17 protein-coding genes are annotated in these 21,537 nt (G+C 70.3%); 9 read left to right on the forward strand and 8 right to left on the reverse strand.

The window, feature by feature from the left end; translation table 11 throughout:
- Positions 1 to 128: 128 nt before the first annotated feature.
- Genes STSP_RS32145 through STSP_RS32165 form a run of 5 tightly spaced genes read right to left on the reverse strand, consistent with a single transcriptional unit; the run spans position 129 to position 5,677 of the window.
- Entirely contained in the window at positions 129 to 1,439 is a 1,311-nt protein-coding gene (locus STSP_RS32145) for a DUF58 domain-containing protein (protein ID WP_067284547.1), read from the reverse strand.
- 12 nt (positions 1,440 to 1,451) lie between these two features.
- Positions 1,452 to 2,441, reverse strand: a complete 990-nt coding sequence (locus tag STSP_RS32150; RefSeq protein WP_107441469.1) for an AAA family ATPase — start codon at positions 2,439 to 2,441, stop codon at positions 1,452 to 1,454.
- Entirely contained in the window at positions 2,441 to 3,631 is a 1,191-nt protein-coding gene (locus STSP_RS32155; protein WP_067284549.1) for a DUF4350 domain-containing protein, read from the reverse strand. The genes STSP_RS32150 and STSP_RS32155 overlap by 1 nt, the downstream gene beginning before the upstream one ends.
- Positions 3,628 to 4,383 (reverse strand): DUF4129 domain-containing protein, encoded by a 756-nt coding sequence (locus STSP_RS32160; protein ID WP_067284550.1) that lies wholly within the window; start codon positions 4,381 to 4,383, stop codon positions 3,628 to 3,630. The genes STSP_RS32155 and STSP_RS32160 overlap by 4 nt, the downstream gene beginning before the upstream one ends.
- Before the next feature lie 4 nt (positions 4,384 to 4,387).
- Entirely contained in the window at positions 4,388 to 5,677 is a 1,290-nt protein-coding gene (locus tag STSP_RS32165; RefSeq protein WP_067284551.1) for a glycerophosphoryl diester phosphodiesterase membrane domain-containing protein, read from the reverse strand.
- A 149-nt stretch (positions 5,678 to 5,826) separates the two neighbouring features.
- On the opposite strand from STSP_RS32165, the gene mtnA reads away from it, so the two are divergent.
- Together mtnA and STSP_RS38880 are read left to right on the forward strand one after the other, a co-directional pair.
- Positions 5,827 to 6,975 carry an S-methyl-5-thioribose-1-phosphate isomerase gene (gene mtnA, locus STSP_RS32170; RefSeq protein WP_067284552.1) on the forward strand — a complete coding sequence of 383 codons (1,149 nt, stop codon included), beginning with the start codon at positions 5,827 to 5,829 and terminating at the stop codon, positions 6,973 to 6,975.
- Positions 6,976 to 7,271: 296 nt separating this feature from the next.
- Positions 7,272 to 7,829 (forward strand): hypothetical protein, encoded by a 558-nt coding sequence (locus STSP_RS38880; protein ID WP_067284553.1) that lies wholly within the window; start codon positions 7,272 to 7,274, stop codon positions 7,827 to 7,829.
- Positions 7,830 to 7,884: 55 nt separating this feature from the next.
- Here STSP_RS38880 and STSP_RS32180 read toward each other — a convergent pair whose 3' ends face one another.
- Entirely contained in the window at positions 7,885 to 8,205 is a 321-nt protein-coding gene (locus STSP_RS32180; RefSeq protein WP_157902953.1) for a GNAT family N-acetyltransferase, read from the reverse strand.
- Between the two features lie 117 nt (positions 8,206 to 8,322).
- On the opposite strand from STSP_RS32180, the gene mtrA reads away from it, so the two are divergent.
- The 6 genes from mtrA (at position 8,323) to STSP_RS32205 (ending at position 16,185) form a co-directional block, all read left to right on the forward strand.
- Positions 8,323 to 9,012, forward strand: coding sequence for a two-component system response regulator MtrA (gene mtrA / locus STSP_RS32185; protein WP_003975799.1), 690 nt, complete (start codon positions 8,323 to 8,325; stop codon positions 9,010 to 9,012).
- Between the two features lies 1 nt (position 9,013).
- Positions 9,014 to 11,122, forward strand: coding sequence for an MtrAB system histidine kinase MtrB (mtrB, locus tag STSP_RS32190; protein ID WP_078067678.1), 2,109 nt, complete (start codon positions 9,014 to 9,016; stop codon positions 11,120 to 11,122).
- 158 nt (positions 11,123 to 11,280) lie between these two features.
- Positions 11,281 to 13,062, forward strand: coding sequence for an LpqB family beta-propeller domain-containing protein (locus STSP_RS32195; RefSeq protein WP_078067689.1), 1,782 nt, complete (start codon positions 11,281 to 11,283; stop codon positions 13,060 to 13,062).
- Between the two features lie 168 nt (positions 13,063 to 13,230).
- Positions 13,231 to 14,187: a ComF family protein gene (locus STSP_RS37825; RefSeq protein WP_078067679.1), complete on the forward strand. Its 957-nt coding sequence runs from the start codon at positions 13,231 to 13,233 to the stop codon at positions 14,185 to 14,187.
- Between the two features lie 326 nt (positions 14,188 to 14,513).
- Positions 14,514 to 15,209 carry a ribosome hibernation-promoting factor, HPF/YfiA family gene (gene hpf / locus STSP_RS32200; protein WP_067284556.1) on the forward strand — a complete coding sequence of 232 codons (696 nt, stop codon included), beginning with the start codon at positions 14,514 to 14,516 and terminating at the stop codon, positions 15,207 to 15,209.
- Between the two features lie 229 nt (positions 15,210 to 15,438).
- Positions 15,439 to 16,185 carry a response regulator gene (locus tag STSP_RS32205; RefSeq protein WP_067284557.1) on the forward strand — a complete coding sequence of 249 codons (747 nt, stop codon included), beginning with the start codon at positions 15,439 to 15,441 and terminating at the stop codon, positions 16,183 to 16,185.
- 117 nt (positions 16,186 to 16,302) lie between these two features.
- Here STSP_RS32205 and STSP_RS32210 read toward each other — a convergent pair whose 3' ends face one another.
- Complete coding sequence (locus STSP_RS32210) at positions 16,303 to 17,493, reverse strand: winged helix-turn-helix domain-containing protein (RefSeq protein ID WP_067284558.1); 1,191 nt, start codon at positions 17,491 to 17,493, stop codon at positions 16,303 to 16,305.
- A gap of 49 nt (positions 17,494 to 17,542) precedes the next feature.
- Entirely contained in the window at positions 17,543 to 18,130 is a 588-nt protein-coding gene (locus STSP_RS32215) for a GNAT family N-acetyltransferase (RefSeq protein WP_067284559.1), read from the reverse strand.
- 287 nt (positions 18,131 to 18,417) lie between these two features.
- Between STSP_RS32215 and secA the strand changes: the two genes are divergently transcribed.
- Entirely contained in the window at positions 18,418 to 21,285 is a 2,868-nt protein-coding gene (gene secA, locus STSP_RS32220) for a preprotein translocase subunit SecA (protein WP_067284560.1), read from the forward strand.
- Positions 21,286 to 21,537 lie beyond the last annotated feature (252 nt).

The raw sequence follows: 21,537 nt of genomic DNA on the forward strand, positions 1-21,537 counted from the left end.
CAGCGCCGATGGTACTGCAGGGGGGACCCTGTGGGAGAGTAGGACGCCGCCGAACTATTGTTGAGAAAGCCCCTGTACCGGGAAACCGGCACAGGGGCTTTCTGCATTTCCGGACGCCTTACGGCTTCTCAGAGACGGCCGGCCGTCTTGAGAGCGAGGTACGCGTCCGCCAAGGCCGGAGCCAGCTCTTCCGGAGGCGCATCGACGACTGTGACCCCGTGGCGAATGAGCCGTTCGGCGGTCAGACGGCGCTCAGCCTGGGCCTGGGCCGCGGCTGCCGCTTCGTAAACGGCTTCGGCGGTTCCTCTCGAGGCTGCCATCTTTGCGATGTGTGGGTCGGCCACAGAGGCGACCAGAACTGTGTGGCGTTTTGTGAGGCGCGTGAGCACTGGGAGAAGGCCCTCTTCAATGGGCGCGGCGTCCAAGCTGGTGAGCAGGACGATGAGGGATCGGCGCGATGCGGTGCGCAGGGCCGTCGATGTGAGACCACGAGCGTCCAGTTCGACCAGCTCTGGTTCCAGCGGGGCCATGGCATTGACGAGGGCAGGGAGCAGTTCGCCTGCGGCACGGCCTTGGACCAGGGCGCGTACACGGCGGTCGTACGCCAGGAGATCCACGCGATCGCCGGCCCGGGAAGCGAGGGCGGCGAGGAGAAGGGCGGCGTCCATGGAGGCGTCCAGGCGCGGCGCGTCACCGACTCGTCCCGCTGAGGTGCGGCCCGTGTCCAGGACGAGGAGGATGTGGCGGTCACGTTCGGGACGCCAGGTGCGGACGGCGACCGTCGACTGGCGGGCCGTGGCGCGCCAGTCGATGGAACGGGTGTCGTCTCCGGGGACGTACTCGCGAAGGCTGTCGAACTCAGTGCCCTCTCCGCGGGTCAGGACGCTGGTGCGGCCGTCGAGTTCGCGCAGTCGGGCCAGTTTGGAGGGGAGGTGCTTCCGGCTGGTGAAGGGCGGCAGGACACGGACTGTCCACGGCACCTTGTGGCTGCCCTGGCGGGTGAACAGACCAAGCGGACCGTAGGAGCGGATGGTGACCCGGTCGGCGTGGCGGTCGCCTCGGCGGGTGGGGTGGAGGCGGGTCGTGACGCGGCGGCGTTCTCCAGGAGGCACCGTCAGCGCGTGGCGTGAGGATGGGGCCTCCGTCCCGGGCTGCCAGCTGCTGGGGGGCCAGGCGTCGCGGATGCGGGCGCGGAGGGGTCGCCTGGACGGGTTGGTGACGGTGAGCGAGACGTCTGCGGGGTCTCCGAGGCGTACCGAGGTGTCTCCGGATCGTGTCAGGACCAGGCGTCGTACGGGCGCGGCCAGGGCGAAGTCGCAGGCGCAGGCGAGCGCCAGGGAGCCGTTGACGGCCAGGATGCCCGTCCAGCTGGGTTCCCAGATGCCGACGGGGAGTGTGCCCAGGGCCGCCAGAAGGGCGGCACGTCCGGTGAATGCCATGGGGTCCTCGGCTCAGCGGGGTACGGGGACGTGGGCGAGGATCGCGTTGATGACGGAGTCGGCGGTGACGCCCTCCATCTCGGCCTCGGGGCGGAGCTGGACCCGGTGGCGGAGGGTGGGGAGCGCCAGGGCCTTCACGTCGTCGGGGATGACGTAGTCGCGGCCCGTCAGCCACGCCCAGGCGCGGGCGGTGGCGAGCAGCGCTGTCGCCCCGCGTGGGGAGACGCCGAGTGTGAGCGACGGGGACTCGCGCGTGGCGCGGCAGATGTCGACCACATAGCCCGTGATCTCGGGGGATACGGACGTCTTGGCGACGGCCGCGCGGGCGGCCTCCAGGTCCGCTGGCCCTGCTACGGGGCGTACGCCGGCGGCGCGCAGGTCCCGCGGATTGAAGCCCTCCGCGTGTCGGGTGAGGACGCCGATCTCCTCCTGGCGGGACGGGAGGGGCATGTTGAGCTTGAGGAGGAAACGGTCCAGCTGGGCCTCGGGGAGCGGGTATGTGCCCTCGTACTCGATCGGGTTCTGGGTGGCCGCGACCAGGAACGGCTCGGGCAGCGGGCGCGGGATGCCGTCGACCGTGACCTGGCGCTCCTCCATTGCTTCCAGGAGGGACGACTGGGTCTTGGGCGGGGTGCGGTTGATCTCGTCGGCCAGGAGGAGATTGGTGAAGACCGGGCCCGGCTGGAAGGAGAACTCGGCGGTGCGGGCGTCGTAGACCAGTGAGCCCGTGACGTCGCTGGGCATCAGGTCCGGGGTGAATTGGACGCGCTTGGTGTCGACGTCGAGGGCCGCTGCGAGCGCGCGTACGAGGAGGGTCTTGGCGACGCCGGGGACGCCTTCGAGGAGGACGTGGCCGCGGCAGAGCAGGGCGACGACGAGGCCTGTGACGGCGGGGTCCTGGCCGACCACGGCCTTGGCGATCTCGGTGCGCAGGGCTTCCAGGGACGCTCGGGCGGTGCCCGGATCCCCTGCGTGACCGGCGTTGTCAGTGGTCGGGTCCATCATGAAGTGCGTACCTCTCTTTCGAGGGCGTCGAGTTGGTCGGCGAGGGTGATGAGGGCTGCGTCGTCGCGGGGCGGCGGCCCGAAGAGAAGCGTGTGCAGGTCCCGTCCGCTGTCGTGGAGTTGGGCGGACAGGGCCGGGAGGAGTGCCTCGGGCGCGTGCGCCTGGGCGGGGGGTACGCCGAGGAGGGGTGCAAGGCGAGTGCGGGTGGCGGCGCGTAGTGCTGTGGCGGCGCGCTCGTGGGCGTTCGCCTTGCGGTAGAGGCGGGCGCGGCCTTCGGCGGTTTCTGAGGCGCGGATGGCGACGGGGAGGCGTTCGAGGACGAGGGGGCCGAGGCGGCGGCCGCGCCAGAGGGCTGCTACAGCGGCGGCGAGGGTGAGCTGCAGGGTGCCCCAGAGCCAGCCGGAGGGGATCAGGTCGAAGAAGCTGCGGTCGCCGGCGTCGGTGGCGGCGTCGTCGGCGAGGGAGGGGAGGTACCAGACCAAGTGGGGGCGGGAACCGAGGAGTTGCAGGGCGAGCGAGGCGTTGCCGTGTTCGTCGAGGCGGTCGTTGTAGAGGATGTCGGGGGCGCCGATCACGACGGTGTCGCCGGTGCCGTCGGCGGCGGGGATGCGCAGGAGCGTGGGGAGGCCGTCGTCGGGGTAGCAGCGGTCGGCGTCGGGCGCGGTCGTCTTGTAGCGCATGCCGCCGGTGTCGGCGTTGCCTGCGCGGCGGGCTGCGGGCAGTTCGCAGCCGGGCGAGAGCGTCGAGTCGAGGCTGGGGGCGGGGTCTGCCGTGACGTCCGGGGCGAGCGTGGCGAGCGACGGATCCCCAGGGGCGAGGAGGACGGTGCGGCCGCCGGAGTCGGCGGTGGCGGCGCGGAGTTCGCGCTGCTGGCGGTCGGTGAGCAGATCGGGGGCGGTGACGAGGAGGGTGGTGTCGGAGCCCGCGGCGGCCCGGGCCTCGGCGGTGGTGGTCACGACGCGGGTGGACACACCGCGGTCGGCGAGGAGTTCGGCGACGGCCCGGCTGCCGTAGGGGTCGGCGGAGCGGGGGTCGAGGCTGCCGTGCCGGTCCCCGGAGCGGAGTACGGCGAGTGCGACCGCTGCCGCGAGGAGGATCACGAGCGCGAGCAGGACGCCTCGGGCGCGGGTCCATCGCTGGCGGACGGTGGGCGAGACCGACGTGGTCGGAAGGGTGGCCGCGGTCATTCGGCGGCCCCGTGGTGGGTGGTGCTGTGGGGCGTGCTCTGCGCGCTGGTGGCGCCGTCTGCCGGTGTCGCGTTGCCTGCTGTGGTGGCGAGAACCGGTTTGGTGCGCTCCAGGTCGCGGTCGAGATCGGAGATGCGGCGGTACGCAGGTTCGTCCGCGGTGCGGCCGCCGTACGTGACGTCGTCGAAATCGCGGGCGGCAGCGCGGAGTCGGCCGGTGTGCGAGGGCAGGACGCGGCCGGCTTCCGCGGCGGCCTCGTCGGCGGTGCGGCCGGGGCGGGGGTCGAGGAGGGCCCGCTCCTCCAGAGAGCGGACGACGGCGCGCATCCGCTCCTGGACCGCTTGGCTCCAGTGGCCCTGGGCCGCATGTGCTTCGGCGGCTGCGCGGTGGTCTGCTGCACTGCGCGGCCGGTCGTCGAAGAGGGGCGCGGAGGAAGCGGGCGCGCGGCGGGGCGTGCCGAGACGCCACCAGAGTGCGGCGATGAGCGCGACGACGGCCAGCACGATCACGAAGAGGCCGACGCCTCCGCCGGGTGTCACGGCGGAGGCGGCACTGAGGAGGCCGTCGACCCAGTCCCAGAAGGCGTTCAGGGCCCGTTGCAGCAGGCCGGGGTCGTTCTCGTGGTACATCGGCCGGGACAGCTCACGCTCCGCTGCCTCCCGCGCGGGGTCGCGCGGGAGGGTCACCGGCGGTTCGTCGTCGGTGCGTGGCAGCAGCAGAGCCGCCCTGAGAACTCCCCCCGTCACGCTCACTGCATCAGCTCCCTGGTGTGCCCGGTGCGCCGGGAGCGTACCCCTGGACGCCTGCGGCGCGGGCGAGTTCGAGGTCGAGGGCCTCCCGGCGAATGCGCTGGTCGATGTAGAGCAGCACGGTCACTCCGGCGGTGATCGGGAGCGTGAGCGTGGATCCGATCACGGATCCGATGCCGCTGATGATGAGGAACGTCCAGCCGACATCGCCCGTGCTGTCGAGGAAGCCGGTGATGCCGTTGCCGCTCAGCGCCCCGGCGAGGAAGGTGAACGGGATCACGATGATCGACGCCACGATGTTGGCGATGATCGTCGCGAGCAGCTGGATGCCGAAGACCCGCCACCAGGCGCCGCGCACCAGCTTGGCAGAGCGGCTCATCGACTTCACGATGCCCTGCTTCTCCAGCATCAGGGCGGGCGAGGCGAGCGAGAAGCGGATCATCAGCCAGAGGGCGACCACCCCGGCAGCGAGTGCGCCCAGCACGACCAGCGCGGAACCGGCTTCGGCGCCTCCCGCGACGGCGACGAGGAGTCCGGGCAGCACACCGACACCCACGATCGCGAGGGCGATGAGGGGCAGCAGGAAGGTCAGGCCGAACAGTTTCAGCAGCTGTGGCCGGGCGTCCCTCCAGGCTTCCGGGGTGGTGACGGACTTGCCGAGCACGGCGCGGCTGGTCACGGTCGTGAGCAGGGCGGTGGCGACGATCGTGCCGAGCATGCTGATCAGCAGGATGACGCCGGTGTTCAGCAGGGCGTCGCTCATGGCCCGCCCGATTTCGTCCAGGGTGGCGTTCGGGTCGTCCAGGGCGGCGGTGCTGCTGTCGTCGAGGACCAGACCCTGCAGCAGTACGACCAGGATCTCGGTGACGACGGCGACGGCCAGGGAGATGCCGAGCACCGTGCGCCAGTGCGTGCGCATGGTCGACACGGCGCCGTCGAGGATCTCGCCGACGCCGAGGGGGCGCAGCGGGATGACGCCGGGCTTGGCCGCGGGCGGAGGGCCGCCCCAGCCGCTGCCCGCTGGGCCGCCGCCGTAACCGCCTGGGCCGCGAGGAGGCTGCTGGCCGCCCCAGCCGGAGGCTGCGCCTGGCGGTGTCCGGCCGGGTGGCTGAGGACTGGGCGCCGACCACTGGCCGGGCGGGGGCTGCTCCTTGGACCACTTCGAGGAGGGGCGCTTGTCGTCCGCCGGTTCGGCCGGGCCGTTCTGTCCGGCGGCGTCGGTGGGACGGGAGGCGTCCGGTTCCTGTCCGTCGGAGGGGGCAGATCCGGGCGAGGCCCAGCCCGGAGTGTCGTTCATCGTCGCTCCTTCACGGTGCCCGTCCGCGGCTGCGGCGGCAGGTTGGGGGCCATCGTGCCACGGTGCGTCCGGCGGTGGACCGGGCGGACCAGGGACCTTCTCGGCTGCGCACCTTCAATTGTCCGTCGGTTAAGGGGCAGACTGGTCGAATGGCTGATCAGTACGCGCAATCCCATGAGGAATCAGGGCCCCCTCAGACGCCGGCGATCCGCTGGGAAGAACCACCAGAGGGTCCCGTGCTGGTCCTTCTCGATCAGACCAGGCTGCCGGCTGAGGAAGTCGAGCTGGTGTGCACCGATGCCCCGGCGCTGGTGCAGGCGATACGGACGCTCGCCGTGCGCGGCGCACCGCTGCTCGGCATCGCGGGGGCGTACGGTGTCGCGCTCGCCGCCGTGCGCGGGTTCGATGTGGAAGAGGCCGCCGATGCTCTGGCGAGTGCCCGGCCCACCGCGGTGAACCTCGCGTACGGAGTGGGCCGGGCCCACTCGGCTTACCAGGCTGTGCTCGCGGGCGGCGGAAGTCCCGAAGAGGCCGCCGCGGCGGCGCTCGCCGCTGCGCGGGCGCTGCACAAGGACGACGCGGAGGCGAGCGCGCGGATGGCCCGGCAGGGGCTGGCGCTGCTCGACGAGCTGCTGCCGGGCGGCAATCACCGGATCCTGACCCACTGCAACACGGGTGCGCTGGTGTCGGGCGGTGAGGGCACGGCCTTCGCGGTGGCGCTGGCGGCGCACAGGGTCGGGCGGCTGCGCCGGCTGTGGGTCGACGAGACGCGGCCGCTGCTGCAGGGCGCGCGGCTCACCGCGTATGAGGCGGCGCGCAGCGGCATGCCGTACACGCTGCTCACGGACAACGCGGCGGGGTCGCTGTTCGCGGCGGGCGAGGTGGACGCGGTGCTCATCGGCGCCGACCGCATCGCGGCCGACGGTTCGGTGGCGAACAAGGTGGGGAGCTATCCGCTCGCGGTGCTGGCCCGCTATCACCATGTGCCGTTCATTGTGGTCGCCCCCGTGACGACCGTGGACCTGGACACCCCGGACGGCGCCTCCATCGAGGTGGAGCAGCGGGCCGGTCATGAAGTGACGGAGATCATGGCGCCGCAGGCGCCGATGGCCGGGGCGGAAGCAGGAGGCGGTATTGCGGTGGCACCCCTGGGAACCCAGGCGTACAACCCGGCGTTCGACGTGACGCCGCCCGGATTGGTGACAGCGATCGTCACCGAACAGGGCGCCGTGTCGCCCGTGACAGCCGAGGGTCTGGCCGATCTGTGTGCCAGGTCACGCCAGGTAACCATCAGCTAATGGGATGATGTCGCCTTGATCGACGAACGGCCCCTCCACCTGCGGTGATGCGCAGGGGAGGGGCCGTGTCGGGTGGTCGTCTCGGTCACGGATACGCACCAACTGTGGACCAACCACCGCTTCCAGCTGCGAAGTCGTCATCATGGTGCGACGCAGAGACGGCAGGAGAAGCGAACATGCGGAGAAGCGGCGCGCTGGCTCTGGGCTGGGTGGCAGTGCTGGTGACGGTGACGGCTTGCAATCAGAGCGAGCCCCCTCACGCCTCCCGTCATTCCCCCTCAACCACCCAGACCCAGGTGGGTGAGAACAAGCCCTCCTCGCCCTCCCGCTTCTCCCACCTCCACACTCGCGTCGAGGTGGTCGAGAACAAGTCCTCCTATGGCTCCCACTATCCGCCCGCCGACGCCGAGGTGGTCGAGCTGGACGACGGCGGCCGTGTGGCGATGTACTACGAGCAGGGTCGTGGGCTCGTCGAGCAGCACTACAGCGCTCAGGCCCGGGCATGGAGCAAGCCGCAACTGCTCTACATGACCCGGACCGACCCCTGCGCATCCATCACACTCAAGAACTTCGGCGGCACCGTCGCGGTCATCGCGAACTTCGCCCGGTACTGCACGGACGGCGAACCTCCGTCGGAGTCCATCGCAGCGGTGGGCGTCGACAACCTGGAGAAGTGGTACACCCACCTGATCAAGGGCTTCGACGGCTGGCGCAGCGTCAAGGCCTCCAGCGACGCGAAGAAGCTCACCTTCACCTTTCCCTACTCCCAGGGCCTCACCTCCAGCGCCGGCGTGACGCTGCTTCGATGGAGCCAGGCGGAGGGCTTCTCCGATCTAGAGGACATCCCACGCTGAGTCACCTCGCGTGGGCCCGTGACCGCACGGGGCGCCGGTTCGAACGTGACGGCGGTCAGTGCTCGGCTGGCTTGACCAGGCGGAACATGCCGGTCATGTCGCCATGGGTGAAGCCATTCCGCTGGTAGAGCGGGACTGCGCCATCTGTCGCGAACAGTCCGACGAACGCCGTGGACGGTGCAGTGCGCGCCACATGATCCAACAGTCGCCGCACGAGTGCCGTCCCGATTCCGGCTCCCTGGTAGGCGGGCAGCACGGCGAGATCCTGGACGTAGAAATACTTGACGCCGTCCCCGACGAGGCGGCCCATGCCAACGAGGTGGTTGCCGTCCAGGGCAACCACGCCGGCCAGGGATCCGGCAAGGGACGCGGGCACGGTGGTTACTGACGTCAACGCCCACGGACGAAGGCAGACAGTAACGGCCCCGTACGACTATCGTCACTGGTCAGTGACCTTTCCCACCAGCGCCCCTGACACCGTTATGAGAATGGGATGATGTCGTTTATGAAGGGACGAGTCCTTGTCGTCGACGACGACACCGCACTGGCCGAGATGCTCGGCATCGTGTTGCGTGGTGAAGGTTTCGAGCCGTCGTTCGTCGCGGACGGCGACAAGGCGCTGGCCGCCTTCCGTGAGACCAAGCCCGATCTGGTGCTCCTCGACCTGATGCTGCCCGGCCGGGACGGCATCGAGGTGTGCCGCCTGATCAGGGCCGAGTCGGGCGTGCCGATCGTGATGCTCACCGCCAAGAGCGACACCGTCGACGTGGTGGTCGGACTGGAGTCCGGTGCCGACGACTACATCGTGAAGCCGTTCAAGCCGAAGGAGCTCGTGGCCCGTATCCGGGCGCGGCTGCGCAGGTCCGAGGAGCCGGCGCCCGAGCAGCTCGCCATAGGCGACCTGGTCATCGACGTGGCCGGTCACTCCGTGAAGCGGGACGGTCAGTCGATCGCGCTCACCCCGCTTGAGTTCGATCTGCTGGTGGCGCTGGCCCGCAAGCCGTGGCAGGTGTTCACCCGTGAGGTACTGCTCGAGCAGGTGTGGGGCTACCGGCACGCGGCGGACACCCGCCTCGTCAACGTGCATGTGCAGCGGCTGCGCTCGAAGGTCGAGAAGGACCCCGAGAAGCCGGAGATCGTGGTGACCGTACGTGGCGTCGGTTACAAGGCCGGACCCAGCTGATATGTCCCGGGACAGTGCCGCTCCGGCGACCGGGATGCCGGGAGCCCGCTCGGGGCGGCCTGTCGACCGGACGACACCCGCCTCACGCCTCGCGCGGCTGCTCGAAGGCGGACTGCTGCTGCAGGGCGGGATGCAGGGCAGCCCCGTGCTGCGCCTCTTCGCGCGTTGGGTGCGGCGTCCGCTGCTGCCCGCGTTGCGGCTGTGGCGGCGCAACATCCAGCTCAGGGTGGTCGTCACCACCCTGCTGATGTCTATGGGCGTGGTCCTGCTGCTCGGCTTCGTCGTGATCGGGCAGGTGCGCAACGGTCTGCTGGACGCCAAGGTGAAGGCGTCGCAGAGCCAGGCCACGGGTGGTTTCAAGGCCGCGGAGATCGCTGCCTCGCCGACGGGCGGCGACCAGGACGCAGGCACCGCGAACGGCCGTGCCGAGCAGAACACCGCGGCCTGGATGACCGACCTCGTGGAGCAGCTGTCCAGCGGCGGCCAGAGTGCCTTCGACGTGGTCACGCTCAGCCCTGGCGCGTCCGGTGACGCCAGCGCGCGGGCTCCCCGGGCCTCGGGCGGCGTGGAGGCCGCGAGCATTCCCGAAGAACTGCAGGACCGCGTGGAACAGGGCACCGGCGCGTTCCAGAGCTACACGCGGATCGTCTACGACGAGAGCGGTCAGGAGTCGCAGCCCGGCCTGGTCATCGGCAAGCGGCTCAACGACCCGCACGGCGAGGCGTACCAGCTCTACTACCTCTTCCCGCTCGCGCAGGAGGAGAAGTCGCTGAGCCTGGTCAAGGGGACGCTGGCGACCGCCGGGCTGTTCGTCGTGGTGCTGCTCGGCGCCATCGCCTGGCTGGTCGTACGGCAGGTCGTCACGCCCGTACGGATGGCGGCCGGGATCGCCGAGCGGCTGTCCGCAGGGCGCCTCCAGGAACGTATGAAGGTCACCGGAGAGGACGACATCGCGCGCCTCGGCGAGGCCTTCAACAAGATGGCGCAGAACCTCCAGCTCAAGATCCAGCAGCTGGAGGACTTGTCCCGCATGCAGCGGCGCTTCGTCTCCGATGTCTCGCACGAACTGCGCACGCCGCTGACGACCGTCCGGATGGCCGCCGACGTCATCCATGAGGCGCGCCAGGACTTCGATCCGGTGACGGCGCGCTCCGCCGAGCTGCTCGCCGACCAGCTGGACCGCTTCGAGTCGCTCCTCGCAGACCTGCTGGAGATCAGCCGCTTCGACGCGGGTGCGGCTGCGCTGGAGGCGGAGCCGATAGACCTGCGGGAGGTCGTACGCCGTGTGGTCGGCGGGGCCGAGCCGCTCGCGGAGCGCAAGGGCACGCACATCCGGGTCGTCGGCGACGACCAGCCCGTGGTGGCGGAGGCCGACGCGCGCCGCGTGGAGCGTGTGCTGCGCAATCTGGTGGTCAACGCCGTCGAGCACGGCGAGGGCAGGGACGTCGTGGTGCGGCTCGCTTCGGCGGGCGGCGCCGTCGCCATCGCCGTGCGGGACTACGGGGTGGGGCTGAAGCCCGGAGAGGCGACCCGGGTCTTCAGTCGCTTCTGGCGAGCGGACCCGGCACGCGCGCGTACCACTGGCGGAACGGGGCTCGGACTGTCCATCGCTCTGGAGGATGCGCGACTGCACGGCGGCTGGCTGCAGGCGTGGGGGGAGCCGGGCGGTGGCTCGCAGTTCCGGCTGACGCTGCCGCGTACCGCGGACGAGCCGTTGCGGGGTTCGCCGATTCCGCTGGAGCCCGACGACTCGCGGCGCCACCGCGGTCTGAACGGCGCCGGGCTGCCCCTCGGGAGCAGCAGCAAGCTGGCCACGGTGCCCGCGCAGCACTCACCGCTGGAGGGCTCTCGGGCCGAAGGCTGGGGGACTGCGCCTTCCCACGCGGCCACGCGCGCGTCGATCGCGCCGCGGGTGGCCGGCGGGCTCGCGTCCGCTCCGGCCGCGGATCCGACAGCGCTTCCCGGGAGCGGCGCGCGGGTCGTGCCGCGCCCGTCCGGGGACGTCGGCGGCACGGCAGCTGCCCGGCGGGGACCGGCCGGTCAGGACGCGGACGGAGCGGGGGAACCGGCCGAAGAAGCCGGGAGCGGGGAAGTGGGGCCCGGTGCATGAGGGCCGGATCGATCCCGTCGGCGATGCGATGGACCCGGTGAGCGAAGGGGAGGCACCCGGTGGGCGCTGAGCGCGTCAGGCGTGGCCGTGGGCGGCGGCCGCTGCGTGCAGGACTGATCCTGGCCTGCAGCGGCGCCCTGCTGGCGGGGTGCGCATCCATGCCGGACAGCGGGGACGTGCGGGGAGTCCAGGCCACGCAGGGACCGGACACGCCGGTCCGGGTCTTCCCCATGGCACCGCGGGACGACGCCGGGCCCGTGGAGATCGTTCAGGGCTTCCTGGAGGCGCTGACCAGTGACGATCCGCAGTTCGACGTGGCCCGCAAGTATCTGACGGCAGACGCGTCCAAGAAGTGGCGCCCGAACAGCTCGACGGTGGTGCTCGCCGACGGCCCGAGCACTGTCCCGGACCACGGCGGCGACGACGCCGAAGGCGGCCGCACATACACACTGACCGGCCAGAAGATCGCGACAGTGAACGCTCAGCAGGCCTACAGGCCCGATGACGGCCCGTACCGCCAGACGCTGCACCTCACCAAGGTGGACGGTCCCGAGGGCAGTCAGTGGCGCATCGACATGCCGCCGGACGGCGTGGTCCTCGGTGACTCCGACTTCCAGCGGATCTACCAGCCTGTCGACAAGTACTACTTCGCACGGGACTCGTCGTCCGACAGTGACGCACAGCCGGAGCTCGTCGCGGATCCGGTCTACGTCCGTGGGCAGATCGATCCGCTGACGCAGACGGTGAAGTCGCTCCTCGCCGGGCCCACACGGTGGCTGGAACCAGCGGTGCGGTCGCGCTTCCCCAGCGGTACGCAGCTGAAGGAGGGCACCAAGTCGCTGTCGCCCGACGACCAGAACAAGCTGAAGGTCCCGCTGAACCGGAAGGCCGACCGCGTCGGGCAGGCGCAGTGCACGGAGATGGCCACGCAGCTGCTGTTCAGCATCGGCGATCTGACTCCGTCGGCCGTCGACGAGGTCGAACTGTTGCGCTCCGACGGCTCGCAACTGTGCGTGCTGAGCCAGGGCCAGGCCGGGAGCATCGCGCCGCGCCGCACGGCCGGGCATTCCCCCTACCAGTACTTCCTCGATGAGAAGGATCGCCTGGTACGGATGCTCGGCAGTCGCGGTGGCAGTGGCAGCGGCAGCGGCAGCGGCAAGAGAGCGGGATCCGAGCCTGAGCCGGTGCCGGGCCCGCTGGGCAACGGCGATCAGGCGCTGCGGTCGGCGGCGGTCTCGCGGGACGAGGAGCGGGCGGCCGGTGTATCGCTGGACGGGCGCTCGCTTTTCGTCGGATCGCTCGCCTCCGGCGCCTCGCTCGGGGACCCGGTGGTGACCAGCCGCGCCAAGTCGGAGAACGACCGGCTGACGACGCCGAGCTGGGACGGCCGGGGCGACCTGTGGGTCGCCGACCGCGACCCGAAGGACCCGAGACTGCTTCTGCTGGAGAAGGGCGCAGGTGAGCCGATCGAGGTACGGACACCGGAGCTCGACGGCGGGCGCATCGAGGCGGTGCGGGTGGCCGCCGACGGCGTACGGGTCGCTCTGCTCGTGACGGAGGACGGCAAGACGTCCCTGCGGATCGGAAGGGTCGAGCGCCAGGGCGGCTCCGGAGAGCGTCCCGAGGTGTCGGTCGTCGGACTTCGCCTGGCAGCGCCTCAGATGGAGGTCACGGCCATGTCGTGGGCGGGGGGCAGCCGCCTCGTCGTGGTGGGGCGCGAGTCCGGCGGTGTGCAGCAGATCCGGTACGTCAAGTGCGACGGCCTGACGCCCTCGGGGGGCGTGCTCCCCGGCCTCAACGGCGTGAACGAGATCGCCGCATCCGAGGACGACGGGCTGCCGTTGGTGGCGCACTCGGACGACGGGATCGTACGGCTGCCGTCGGGGGCGGCCTGGCAGACGGTGGTCGAGAAGGGGACGGCGCCGGTTTATCCGGGGTAGCGGGCATAGGGCATAGCAGGGACAGCAGACATAGCAGGCCGGTTGCGGCGGCCCTGATGCTGGCGCAGCAGGCCCTTCTGCCGCCGCGCGACACGTTGTCCACAGGGCGTTGCCAGGGGTTATCCACAGGGGTGGCAGCGCCGCTTCCGCAGGGGCACAGTGGACTGCATGCGGGGGTGGTGGCAGGACCTCACCGACCTGGTGCTGCCGGCCGAGTGCGGAGGCTGCGGACGGCCTCGCACGGCGCTCTGCACGCAGTGCCACGGGGCCTTGTGCGGTCGTGCTCCGTGCCGGGTGCGGCCGGTGCCGGAGCCGGCGGGCCTGCCTGTGGTACACGCGGCGGCACCGTACGCGGACGCGGTGCGGGCGGTGCTGCTCGCGCACAAGGAGCGGGGCGTGCTCGGTCTCGCCCGGCCGTTGGGCGAGGCGCTGGCGGGAGCGGTGAGCGCCGGAGTACGGCAGGGGCATGGGACTGCGGGGTGCGTGCACGGAGGGGGTGAAGAGCATGTGACGCGTGGGCGGGCCGCATGTGTGTGGGCCGGGCAGGATGGCGCCGGGCGAGCCGAGGTCACGGAGTGCGGGCCGTTGCTGCTGGTGCCTGTGCCGTCGGCACGGCGGGCTGTACGGGCGCGTGGGCACGATCCGGCGCGGCGGATCGCGCTCGCCGCGGCCCGCGAGCTGCGCGGCGCAGGGATCCCTGCCGGGGTGCTCGCCGTACTGCGCCAGAGGCGCCCGGTGGCCGATCAGTCGGGGCTGAACTCACGGCAGCGCCTCGCCAACCTGACGGGGGCCCTGGAGGTGGCTGCCGGAGGCGCACGGCTGCTGCGAGGAGGCGGCCCGATCGTCCTGGTGGACGACCTCATGACGACGGGCGCCTCGCTGACGGAGGCTGCACGGGCCGTCCGCGCCGCCTGTGCGGACGGACAGGCCGCCTGTGTGGACGGACAGGCCGGAGCGGGGAGGACATGGAGGACACGTGGAGCGGACCCGGCGGCGAGAAGGGGCGGTGGAGGAAGAACCTGGGAAGCATCGACGACAGCAGCCGGGGTAATGCTCCCGAGGAGCGCACCGGTGAACGCGATCAGCGCCGCCGTCGTCGCTGCCACCCCCGATTCCTTCGAATAATCCGGAACCGCCTGACAACATGCGTCGTTGCAGGAAGTAATCGGGTTAATGCACTTGAATGGAGGTACGCCGCGGTAGAGGGTGACGACATCCGTCCGGGCGAGATATGTTCGGGTGTGAGGAATGGCGGTCGCCATCCCTCGTATATCCGAATGCCTGGCCGTGGGGCTTTTCTGTAATCACCCGGCCGGCGGGGTGGAGATCTTGCCCATGGGGGAGGAGGAGGTGGAAGTCACCAAGTCCGAGGCTCCCGGGGCATCCCGGGACCTGGTGCAAAAGGGAGATGCTCCGCGCCGACGCGGAGCGATCCGGGAACGGAGTTCTGCGTGGACATCGTCGTCAAGGGCCGCAAGACCGAGGTGCCCGAGCGGTTCCGGAAGCACGTGGCCGAAAAGCTGAAGCTGGAGAAGATCCAGAAGCTCGATGGCAAGGTGATCAGCCTCGACGTCGAGGTGTCCAAGGAGCCCAATCCCCGACAGGCCGACCGCAGCGACAGGGTGGAGATCACGCTCCGTACCCGCGGTCCGGTGATCCGAGCAGAGGCCGCGGCCAGTGACCCGTACGCGGCGCTGGACATGGCGGCCGACAAGCTCGAGGCGCGGCTGCGCAAGCAGCACGACAAGCGGCACACGCGGCGCGGTACGGGCAGGTTGTCGGCAGCCGAGGTGGCGGACCGGGTCCCCGGTGCGGCGACGCTCAATGGGGACGGCACGCTCGTCAGGGAAGAAGAAGAGACCGAGGGCGTGCCGACGAAGAAGATGGGCTCCCTTGAGGTCAGGGGGGAAGGCCCGCTCGTAGTCCGCGAGAAGACCCACGTGGCGGCTCCGATGACGCTCGACCAGGCTCTCTACGAGATGGAGCTGGTCGGGCACGACTTCTATCTGTTCGTCGACTCCGAGACGAAGGAACCCAGCGTCGTCTACCGGAGGCACGCCTACGACTACGGCGTCATCCACCTCTCCACAGACCCCATGGTGGCCCAGCCGCCGTCGGCCGAAGCGGGCGGTGCGCTCGGCGGCTGACGCCCCGGTGTGACCGCAGGACCGGTGCCCCTGGCGTGCGCGTGCGCCCCCGGGGGCACCCCTGTGCGACCCCTCCGATCCGGCGCTGTCGCCCCGTTGTCGTCCGGGCATGAAATCATGGCGGTCACGCCAACCGGTGGGCGTCCACCACGGGTTGGCGCAGGACCCACCTGGCAGCACAGACCGGGCACCTCAGGAACACAGGCCACGGCCTTCAGGGGGAGGAACGATGGCGGACAGCTTCGGACCGATGCATGACGAGGACGCCGGCGACGGCGCCGTCGCCATGGGACCGGACGGGGGCTCCCCGCGGAACGAGCCCATCAGGGTCCTCGTGGTGGACGATCACGCCCTCTTCCGCCGCGGCCTCGAGATCGTGCTTGCCGCCGAGGAGGACATCCAGGTCGTGGGGGAGGCCGGCGACGGCGCGGAGGCCGTCGACAAGGCCGCCGACCTGCTGCCCGACATCGTGCTCATGGACGTCCGGATGCCCAAGCGCGGCGGCATCGAGGCGTGCACCTCCATCAAGGAGGTGGCTCCCAGCGCCAAGATCATCATGTTGACGATCAGCGACGAGGAAGCCGACCTCTACGACGCGATCAAGGCGGGCGCCACGGGCTACCTCCTCAAGGAGATCTCCACCGACGAGGTGGCCACCGCGATCCGTGCCGTGGCCGACGGGCAGTCGCAGATCAGTCCGTCGATGGCCTCGAAGCTGCTCACCGAGTTCAAGTCGATGATCCAGCGCACGGACGAGCGGCGCCTCGTGCCCGCCCCGCGGCTCACCGACCGCGAGCTCGAGGTCCTCAAACTCGTGGCGACCGGGATGAACAACCGCGACATCGCCAAGGAGCTGTTCATCAGCGAGAACACCGTGAAGAACCATGTGCGCAACATCCTGGAGAAGCTGCAGCTGCACTCCAGGATGGAGGCGGTGGTGTACGCGATGCGGGAGAAGATCCTCGAGATCCGGTGACTGGGATCCGCTGACCTGAGATCCCGGCAGATCTGAGATCCGGCGGACCGGGGCCAGGTCCTGGCCGGTGACCGAGACCGAGATCAGGTCCTGCCCGTCCGGTAGCCGACGAGTCCGTCAGGCGAGTTCGCGCGCCAGTTCCGCCGACAGCGGCTCCCGGAGCTCCTCCGGGTCCAGCCGCTCCACGCGTACATCGGTGCAGCCCACCCAGCTCGCGGCCTCGACCAGCGCCTCCGCCACGGCGCGGACGGCCTTGCGGCCCTCGAGCGACACCTGCCTGGCGACCAGCGTCCGGCCCTGGCGCGCCGGGTCCACCCGTCCGACCAGCCGGCCCCCGGCCAGCACCGGCATCGCGAAGTAGCCGTGGACCCGCTTCGGCTTCGGCACGTACGCCTCCAGGCGGTGCGTGAAGCCGAACAGCCGCTCCGTGCGCGTCCGCTCCCAGATCAGCGAGTCGAACGGGGACAGCAGCGTCGTACGATGCCGGCCGCGCGGCACTGTCTCCAGCGCCGCAGGGTCGGCCCAGGCGGGCTTGGACCAGCCCTCCACGGCCACCGGCACCAGCCCCGAGTCCGCGATCACCTCGTCGACCTGCTCGCCCTTGAGGCGGTGGTAGTCGGCGATGTCCGCGCGCGTGCCGACGCCGAGCGACTGGCCGGCCAGGCGCACCAGGCGGCGCAGGCACTCCGTGTCGTCCAGTTCGTCGTGGAGGAGATCGTCGGGGATCGCGCGCTCCGCGAGGTCGTACACGCGCTTCCAGCCGCGACGCTCCGTGCACACCACCTCGCCGTACATCAGGGCGCGCTCCACGGCGACCTTGGACCCGGACCAGTCCCACCACTCGCCGCCGTTCTTCGCACCGCCCAGCTCCGTGGCGGTCAGCGGCCCTTCGGCGCGCAGCTGCTTGATGACCTGGTCGTACGCACCGTCCGGCAGGTCGTGGTGCCAGTGCGGGCGGGCGCGGTAGGCGCGGCGGCGGAAGGCGAAGTGCGGCCACTCCTCGACGGGCAGGATGCACGCCGCGTGCGACCAGTACTCGAAGGCGTGCGGGGCACCGCCGGCGCCCTGCGTCCAGTAGGCGTCCTCCACCGTCTGACGCCCCACGGCGCCCAGGCGGGCGTACGGGATGAGCTCGTGCGAGCGGGCCAGCACCGAGATCGTGTCGAGCTGGACCGCGCCGAGGTGCCGCAGCACACCGCGCACGCCCGCCCTGCGGTCCGGGGCGCCCAGGAATCCCTGTGCGCGCAGGGCTATGCGGCGGGCCTCGTCGGCGGAGAGATCGGCGATGGGACGCGGCGGAGTCGTCATGCCCCGCACGATAGGGCGTGCCACCGACAACGGGCCCGGACCGCCGAGTTCAGGCCCCCCTGGGAGGGAGATACGGCGCCGTCGACGGCAGGCCCAGGTCCGACGGGAGCAGCGAGCCTACCCAGCAGTCACGGCGCACGCCCTGGTGGTTGATCGCTGAACGCAGCGTGCCCTCCATCGCGAAACCGGCCCGCCGGGCCACCGCGCGGGAGGCCTCGTTGCCGACCTCCGCCCGCCACTCCACGCGGTCGATGCCCACGCTCGTGAACGCCCACCGGGAGACGGTGAGCGCCGCCTCTGTGACGTAGCCCCTGCCGCGGTGCTCCTTGGTCGCCCAGAAGCCGATCTCTCCGGTGCCCAGCGAGCGCATGGTGATGCCCACCATCGCGACCAGAGCGCCGCCCCGCCGGCTGCCGTCCCGCAGGAAGACGCCCAGCGTGAACATCGAGCCGTCCCGCCAGCCGTCGGGCACCAGCTGACCGACGAAACTTTCCGCGTGCTCGCGCAGATACGGCGACGGAACGGTGGTCCAGCGCTGGATGTCGGGATCCTGGCAGGCCGCGTACACGGCGTCGGAGTCGTCGCCGTCCACGGTGCGGAGCAGGAGGCGGTCGGTGGTGAGCGTGACGGGTTCCATCGGCCGATTCTGCTCGGGCGTCCTTACGGACGCCACCACATTCCCGGGCGGCCCTGTGCGCGGATATCCGGACGTCGGGGAGGGGCCTACCAGGGGGCCGGTGATCAGGCCGTCACAATTCGCAGCGGGATCGCGGCACCTTCGAAGCGCCCCGCCCGTTGGTCCTAGTGGCTGTCGCCACGGCAGACCTCCCGGCGCGGTGGGGTCCTCGCATACGATGGCCGTTGCCCCAGCAGTCAAATGGAAACCGACCGTGCCAGGCCCGACCGGCAAGGAGACCAACCCCCGTGTCCGTCCTCTCGAAGATCATGCGTGCAGGCGAAGGCAAGATCCTGCGCAAGCTGCACCGCATCGCGGACCAGGTCAACTCCATCGAAGAGGACTTCGTGAGCCTCTCCGACGCCGAGCTGCGCGCACTCACCGATGAGTACAAGGAGCGCTACCAGGAGTGGGTCGACAGCGACGGCAAGAGCGGGGACAGCCTCGACGACCTGCTCCCCGAAGCCTTCGCCACTGTCCGTGAGGCTGCCAAGCGCGTCCTCGGCCAGCGCCACTACGACGTGCAGCTCATGGGCGGCGCCGCGCTCCACCTCGGCTATGTCGCCGAAATGAAGACCGGTGAGGGCAAGACCCTGGTCGGCACCCTGCCCGCGTATCTGAACGCGCTGTCCGGCAAGGGCGTGCACCTGATCACGGTCAACGACTACCTGGCCGAGCGCGACTCCGAGATGATGGGCCGCGTCCACAAGTTCCTGGGCCTTTCGGTCGGCTGCATCCTGGCGAACATGACTCCGGCGCAGCGCCGCGAGCAGTACGCGTGCGACATCACGTACGGCACGAACAACGAGTTCGGCTTCGACTACCTCCGCGACAACATGGCGTGGTCGAAGGAGGAACTGGTCCAGCGCGGCCACAACTTCGCGATCGTCGACGAGGTCGACTCCATCCTCGTCGACGAGGCCCGTACGCCGCTGATCATCTCCGGCCCCGCCGACCAGGCCACCAAGTGGTACGGCGACTTCGCCAAGTTGGTCACCCGCCTCAAGCGAGGCGAGCCGGGCAATCAGCTCAAGGGCATCGAGGAGACCGGGGACTACGAGGTCGACGAGAAGAAGCGCACCGTCGCCATCCACGAGTCCGGCGTCACCAAGGTCGAGGACTGGCTGGGCATCGACAACCTCTACGAGTCCGTCAACACCCCGCTTGTGGGCTACCTGAACAACGCCATCAAGGCCAAGGAGCTCTTCAAGAAGGACAAGGACTACGTCGTCATCGACGGCGAGGTCATGATCGTCGACGAGCACACCGGCCGTATCCTCGCCGGCCGTCGCTACAACGAGGGCATGCACCAGGCGATCGAGGCGAAGGAAGGGGTGGACATCAAGGACGAGAACCAGACCCTCGCCACGATCACCCTGCAGAACTTCTTCCGCCTCTACGACAAGCTCTCGGGCATGACCGGTACGGCGATGACCGAGGCCGCCGAGTTCCACCAGATCTACAAGCTCGGCGTCGTCCCGATCCCCACCAACAAGCCGATGATCCGCAAGGACCAGTCGGACCTGATCTACCGCACCGAGGTCGCCAAGTTCGAGGCGGTCGTCGACGACATCGTCGAGAAGCACGAGAAGGGCCAGCCGATCCTCGTCGGCACCACCTCGGTCGAGAAGTCCGAGTACCTCTCGCAGCAGCTGTCCAAGCGCGGCATCCAGCACGAGGTCCTCAACGCCAAGCACCATGAGCGTGAGGCCGCGATCGTCGCCCAGGCCGGTCGCAAGGGCGCCGTCACGGTCGCCACGAACATGGCCGGCCGTGGTACGGACATCAAGCTCGGCGGCAACCCCGAAGACCTCGCCGAGGCGGAGCTGCGCCAGCGCGGCCTCGACCCCGATGAGCACATCGAGGAGTGGGCCGCGGCCCTCCCCGCCGCCCTGGAGAAGGCCGAGCAGGCCGTCAAGGCGGAGTTCGAGGAGGTCAAGGACCTCGGCGGGCTGTATGTGCTGGGCACCGAGCGCCATGAGTCGCGGCGCATCGACAACCAGCTGCGCGGTCGCTCCGGCCGTCAGGGCGACCCGGGCGAGTCCCGCTTCTACCTGTCGCTGGGCGACGACCTGATGCGCCTGTTCAAGGCCCAGATGGTCGAGCGCGTGATGGCGATGGCCAACGTCCCGGACGACGTGCCGATCGAGAACAAGATGGTCACGCGCGCGATCGCGTCCGCCCAGTCGCAGGTCGAGCAGCAGAACTTCGAGACCCGGAAGAACGTCCTCAAGTACGACGAGGTCCTCAACCGGCAGCGTGAGGTCATCTACGGCGAGCGGCGCCGCGTCCTCGAGGGCGAGGACCTGCACGAGCAGATCCAGCACTTCATGGACGACACCATCGACGCGTACATCGAGGCGGAGACCGCCGAGGGGTTCGCGGAGGAGTGGGACCTCGACCGGCTGTGGGGCGCCTTCAAGCAGCTCTACCCCTGCAAGGTCACCATCGAGGAGCTGGAGGACGCGGCGGGCGACCGCGCAGGCCTCACCGCGGAGTTCATCTCCGAGTCCATCAAGGACGACATCCACGAGCAGTACGAAGCGCGGGAGGCGCAGCTCGGCTCCGAGATCATGCGTGAGCTGGAGCGCCGGGTCGTCCTGTCGGTCCTGGACCGCAAGTGGCGTGAGCACCTCTACGAGATGGACTACCTCCAGGAGGGCATCGGCCTGCGCGCCATGGCGCAGAAGGACCCCCTGGTCGAGTACCAGCGCGAGGGCTTCGACATGTTCACCGCCATGATGGACGGCATCAAGGAGGAGTCCGTCGGCTACCTGTTCAACCTGGAGGTCCAGGTCGAGCAGCAGGTCGAGGAGGTCCCGGTGGAGGACGCGGCGCCGGCTCCGTCCCTGCAGAAGAGCGGTGTGCAGGACGCCGTGCCTGCGGGTGCCGCCTCGGGCGGCGGCGCCCGGCCCGAGATCCGTGCCAAGGGGCTCGACACGCCGCAGCGGCCGGACCGGCTGCACTTCTCCGCGCCCACGGTGGACGGGGAGGGTGGCATTATCGAGGGCGACTTCACGAACGGGGAGGCGCCGGCGGCGCGGGCCGAGGGGGATGGGCTTACTCGGGCGGAGCGGCGTAAGCAGCAGAAGGGTGGGCGGCGTCGCAAGAAGTGACGGTTGTCTGCGACGCGTAGCTGTTTGAGGGGTCGGGCGCTTGGGCGCCCGGCCCCTCTTTGTGGTGCGGCTGCTGCCCGCGGTCCTTCGGTCCGCCCCTGCCGTCGGGGTTCTCCTCAGGCGTCAGGGCACCCGCCGTCGTGGTGCTGTGCCCACCCGTTCCGCCCTGCGGAACGCCTGCCCACAGCGGTAGCAGCGGTGCTGCCCGCAGCGGTGGCGGCGTTGCTGCCACCGGCGGTAGTGGCGAGCGGC

The organism is Streptomyces jeddahensis (genome assembly GCF_001642995.1).
GTDB classification, from domain to species: Bacteria; Actinomycetota; Actinomycetes; order Streptomycetales; family Streptomycetaceae; genus Streptomyces; species Streptomyces jeddahensis.

Bases quoted from the DNA above. Each gene is read 5' to 3' on its own strand.
- STSP_RS32205 (WP_067284557.1), top strand. From the start codon at position 15,439: ATGGCGGACAGCTTCGGACCGATGCATGACGAGGACGCCGGCGACGGC.
- STSP_RS32145 (WP_067284547.1), bottom strand. From the start codon at position 1,439: ATGGCATTCACCGGACGTGCCGCCCTTCTGGCGGCCCTGGGCACACTC.
- STSP_RS32210 (WP_067284558.1), bottom strand. From the start codon at position 17,493: ATGACGACTCCGCCGCGTCCCATCGCCGATCTCTCCGCCGACGAGGCC.
- STSP_RS32165 (WP_067284551.1), bottom strand. From the start codon at position 5,677: ATGAACGACACTCCGGGCTGGGCCTCGCCCGGATCTGCCCCCTCCGAC.
- STSP_RS32195 (WP_078067689.1), top strand. From the start codon at position 11,281: ATGCCGGACAGCGGGGACGTGCGGGGAGTCCAGGCCACGCAGGGACCG.
- STSP_RS32215 (WP_067284559.1), bottom strand. From the start codon at position 18,130: ATGGAACCCGTCACGCTCACCACCGACCGCCTCCTGCTCCGCACCGTG.
- mtrA (WP_003975799.1), top strand. From the start codon at position 8,323: ATGATGTCGTTTATGAAGGGACGAGTCCTTGTCGTCGACGACGACACC.
- STSP_RS37825 (WP_078067679.1), top strand. From the start codon at position 13,231: ATGCGGGGGTGGTGGCAGGACCTCACCGACCTGGTGCTGCCGGCCGAG.
- mtnA (WP_067284552.1), top strand. From the start codon at position 5,827: ATGGCTGATCAGTACGCGCAATCCCATGAGGAATCAGGGCCCCCTCAG.
- STSP_RS32150 (WP_107441469.1), bottom strand. From the start codon at position 2,441: ATGGACCCGACCACTGACAACGCCGGTCACGCAGGGGATCCGGGCACC.
- mtrB (WP_078067678.1), top strand. From the start codon at position 9,014: ATGTCCCGGGACAGTGCCGCTCCGGCGACCGGGATGCCGGGAGCCCGC.
- STSP_RS32155 (WP_067284549.1), bottom strand. From the start codon at position 3,631: ATGACCGCGGCCACCCTTCCGACCACGTCGGTCTCGCCCACCGTCCGC.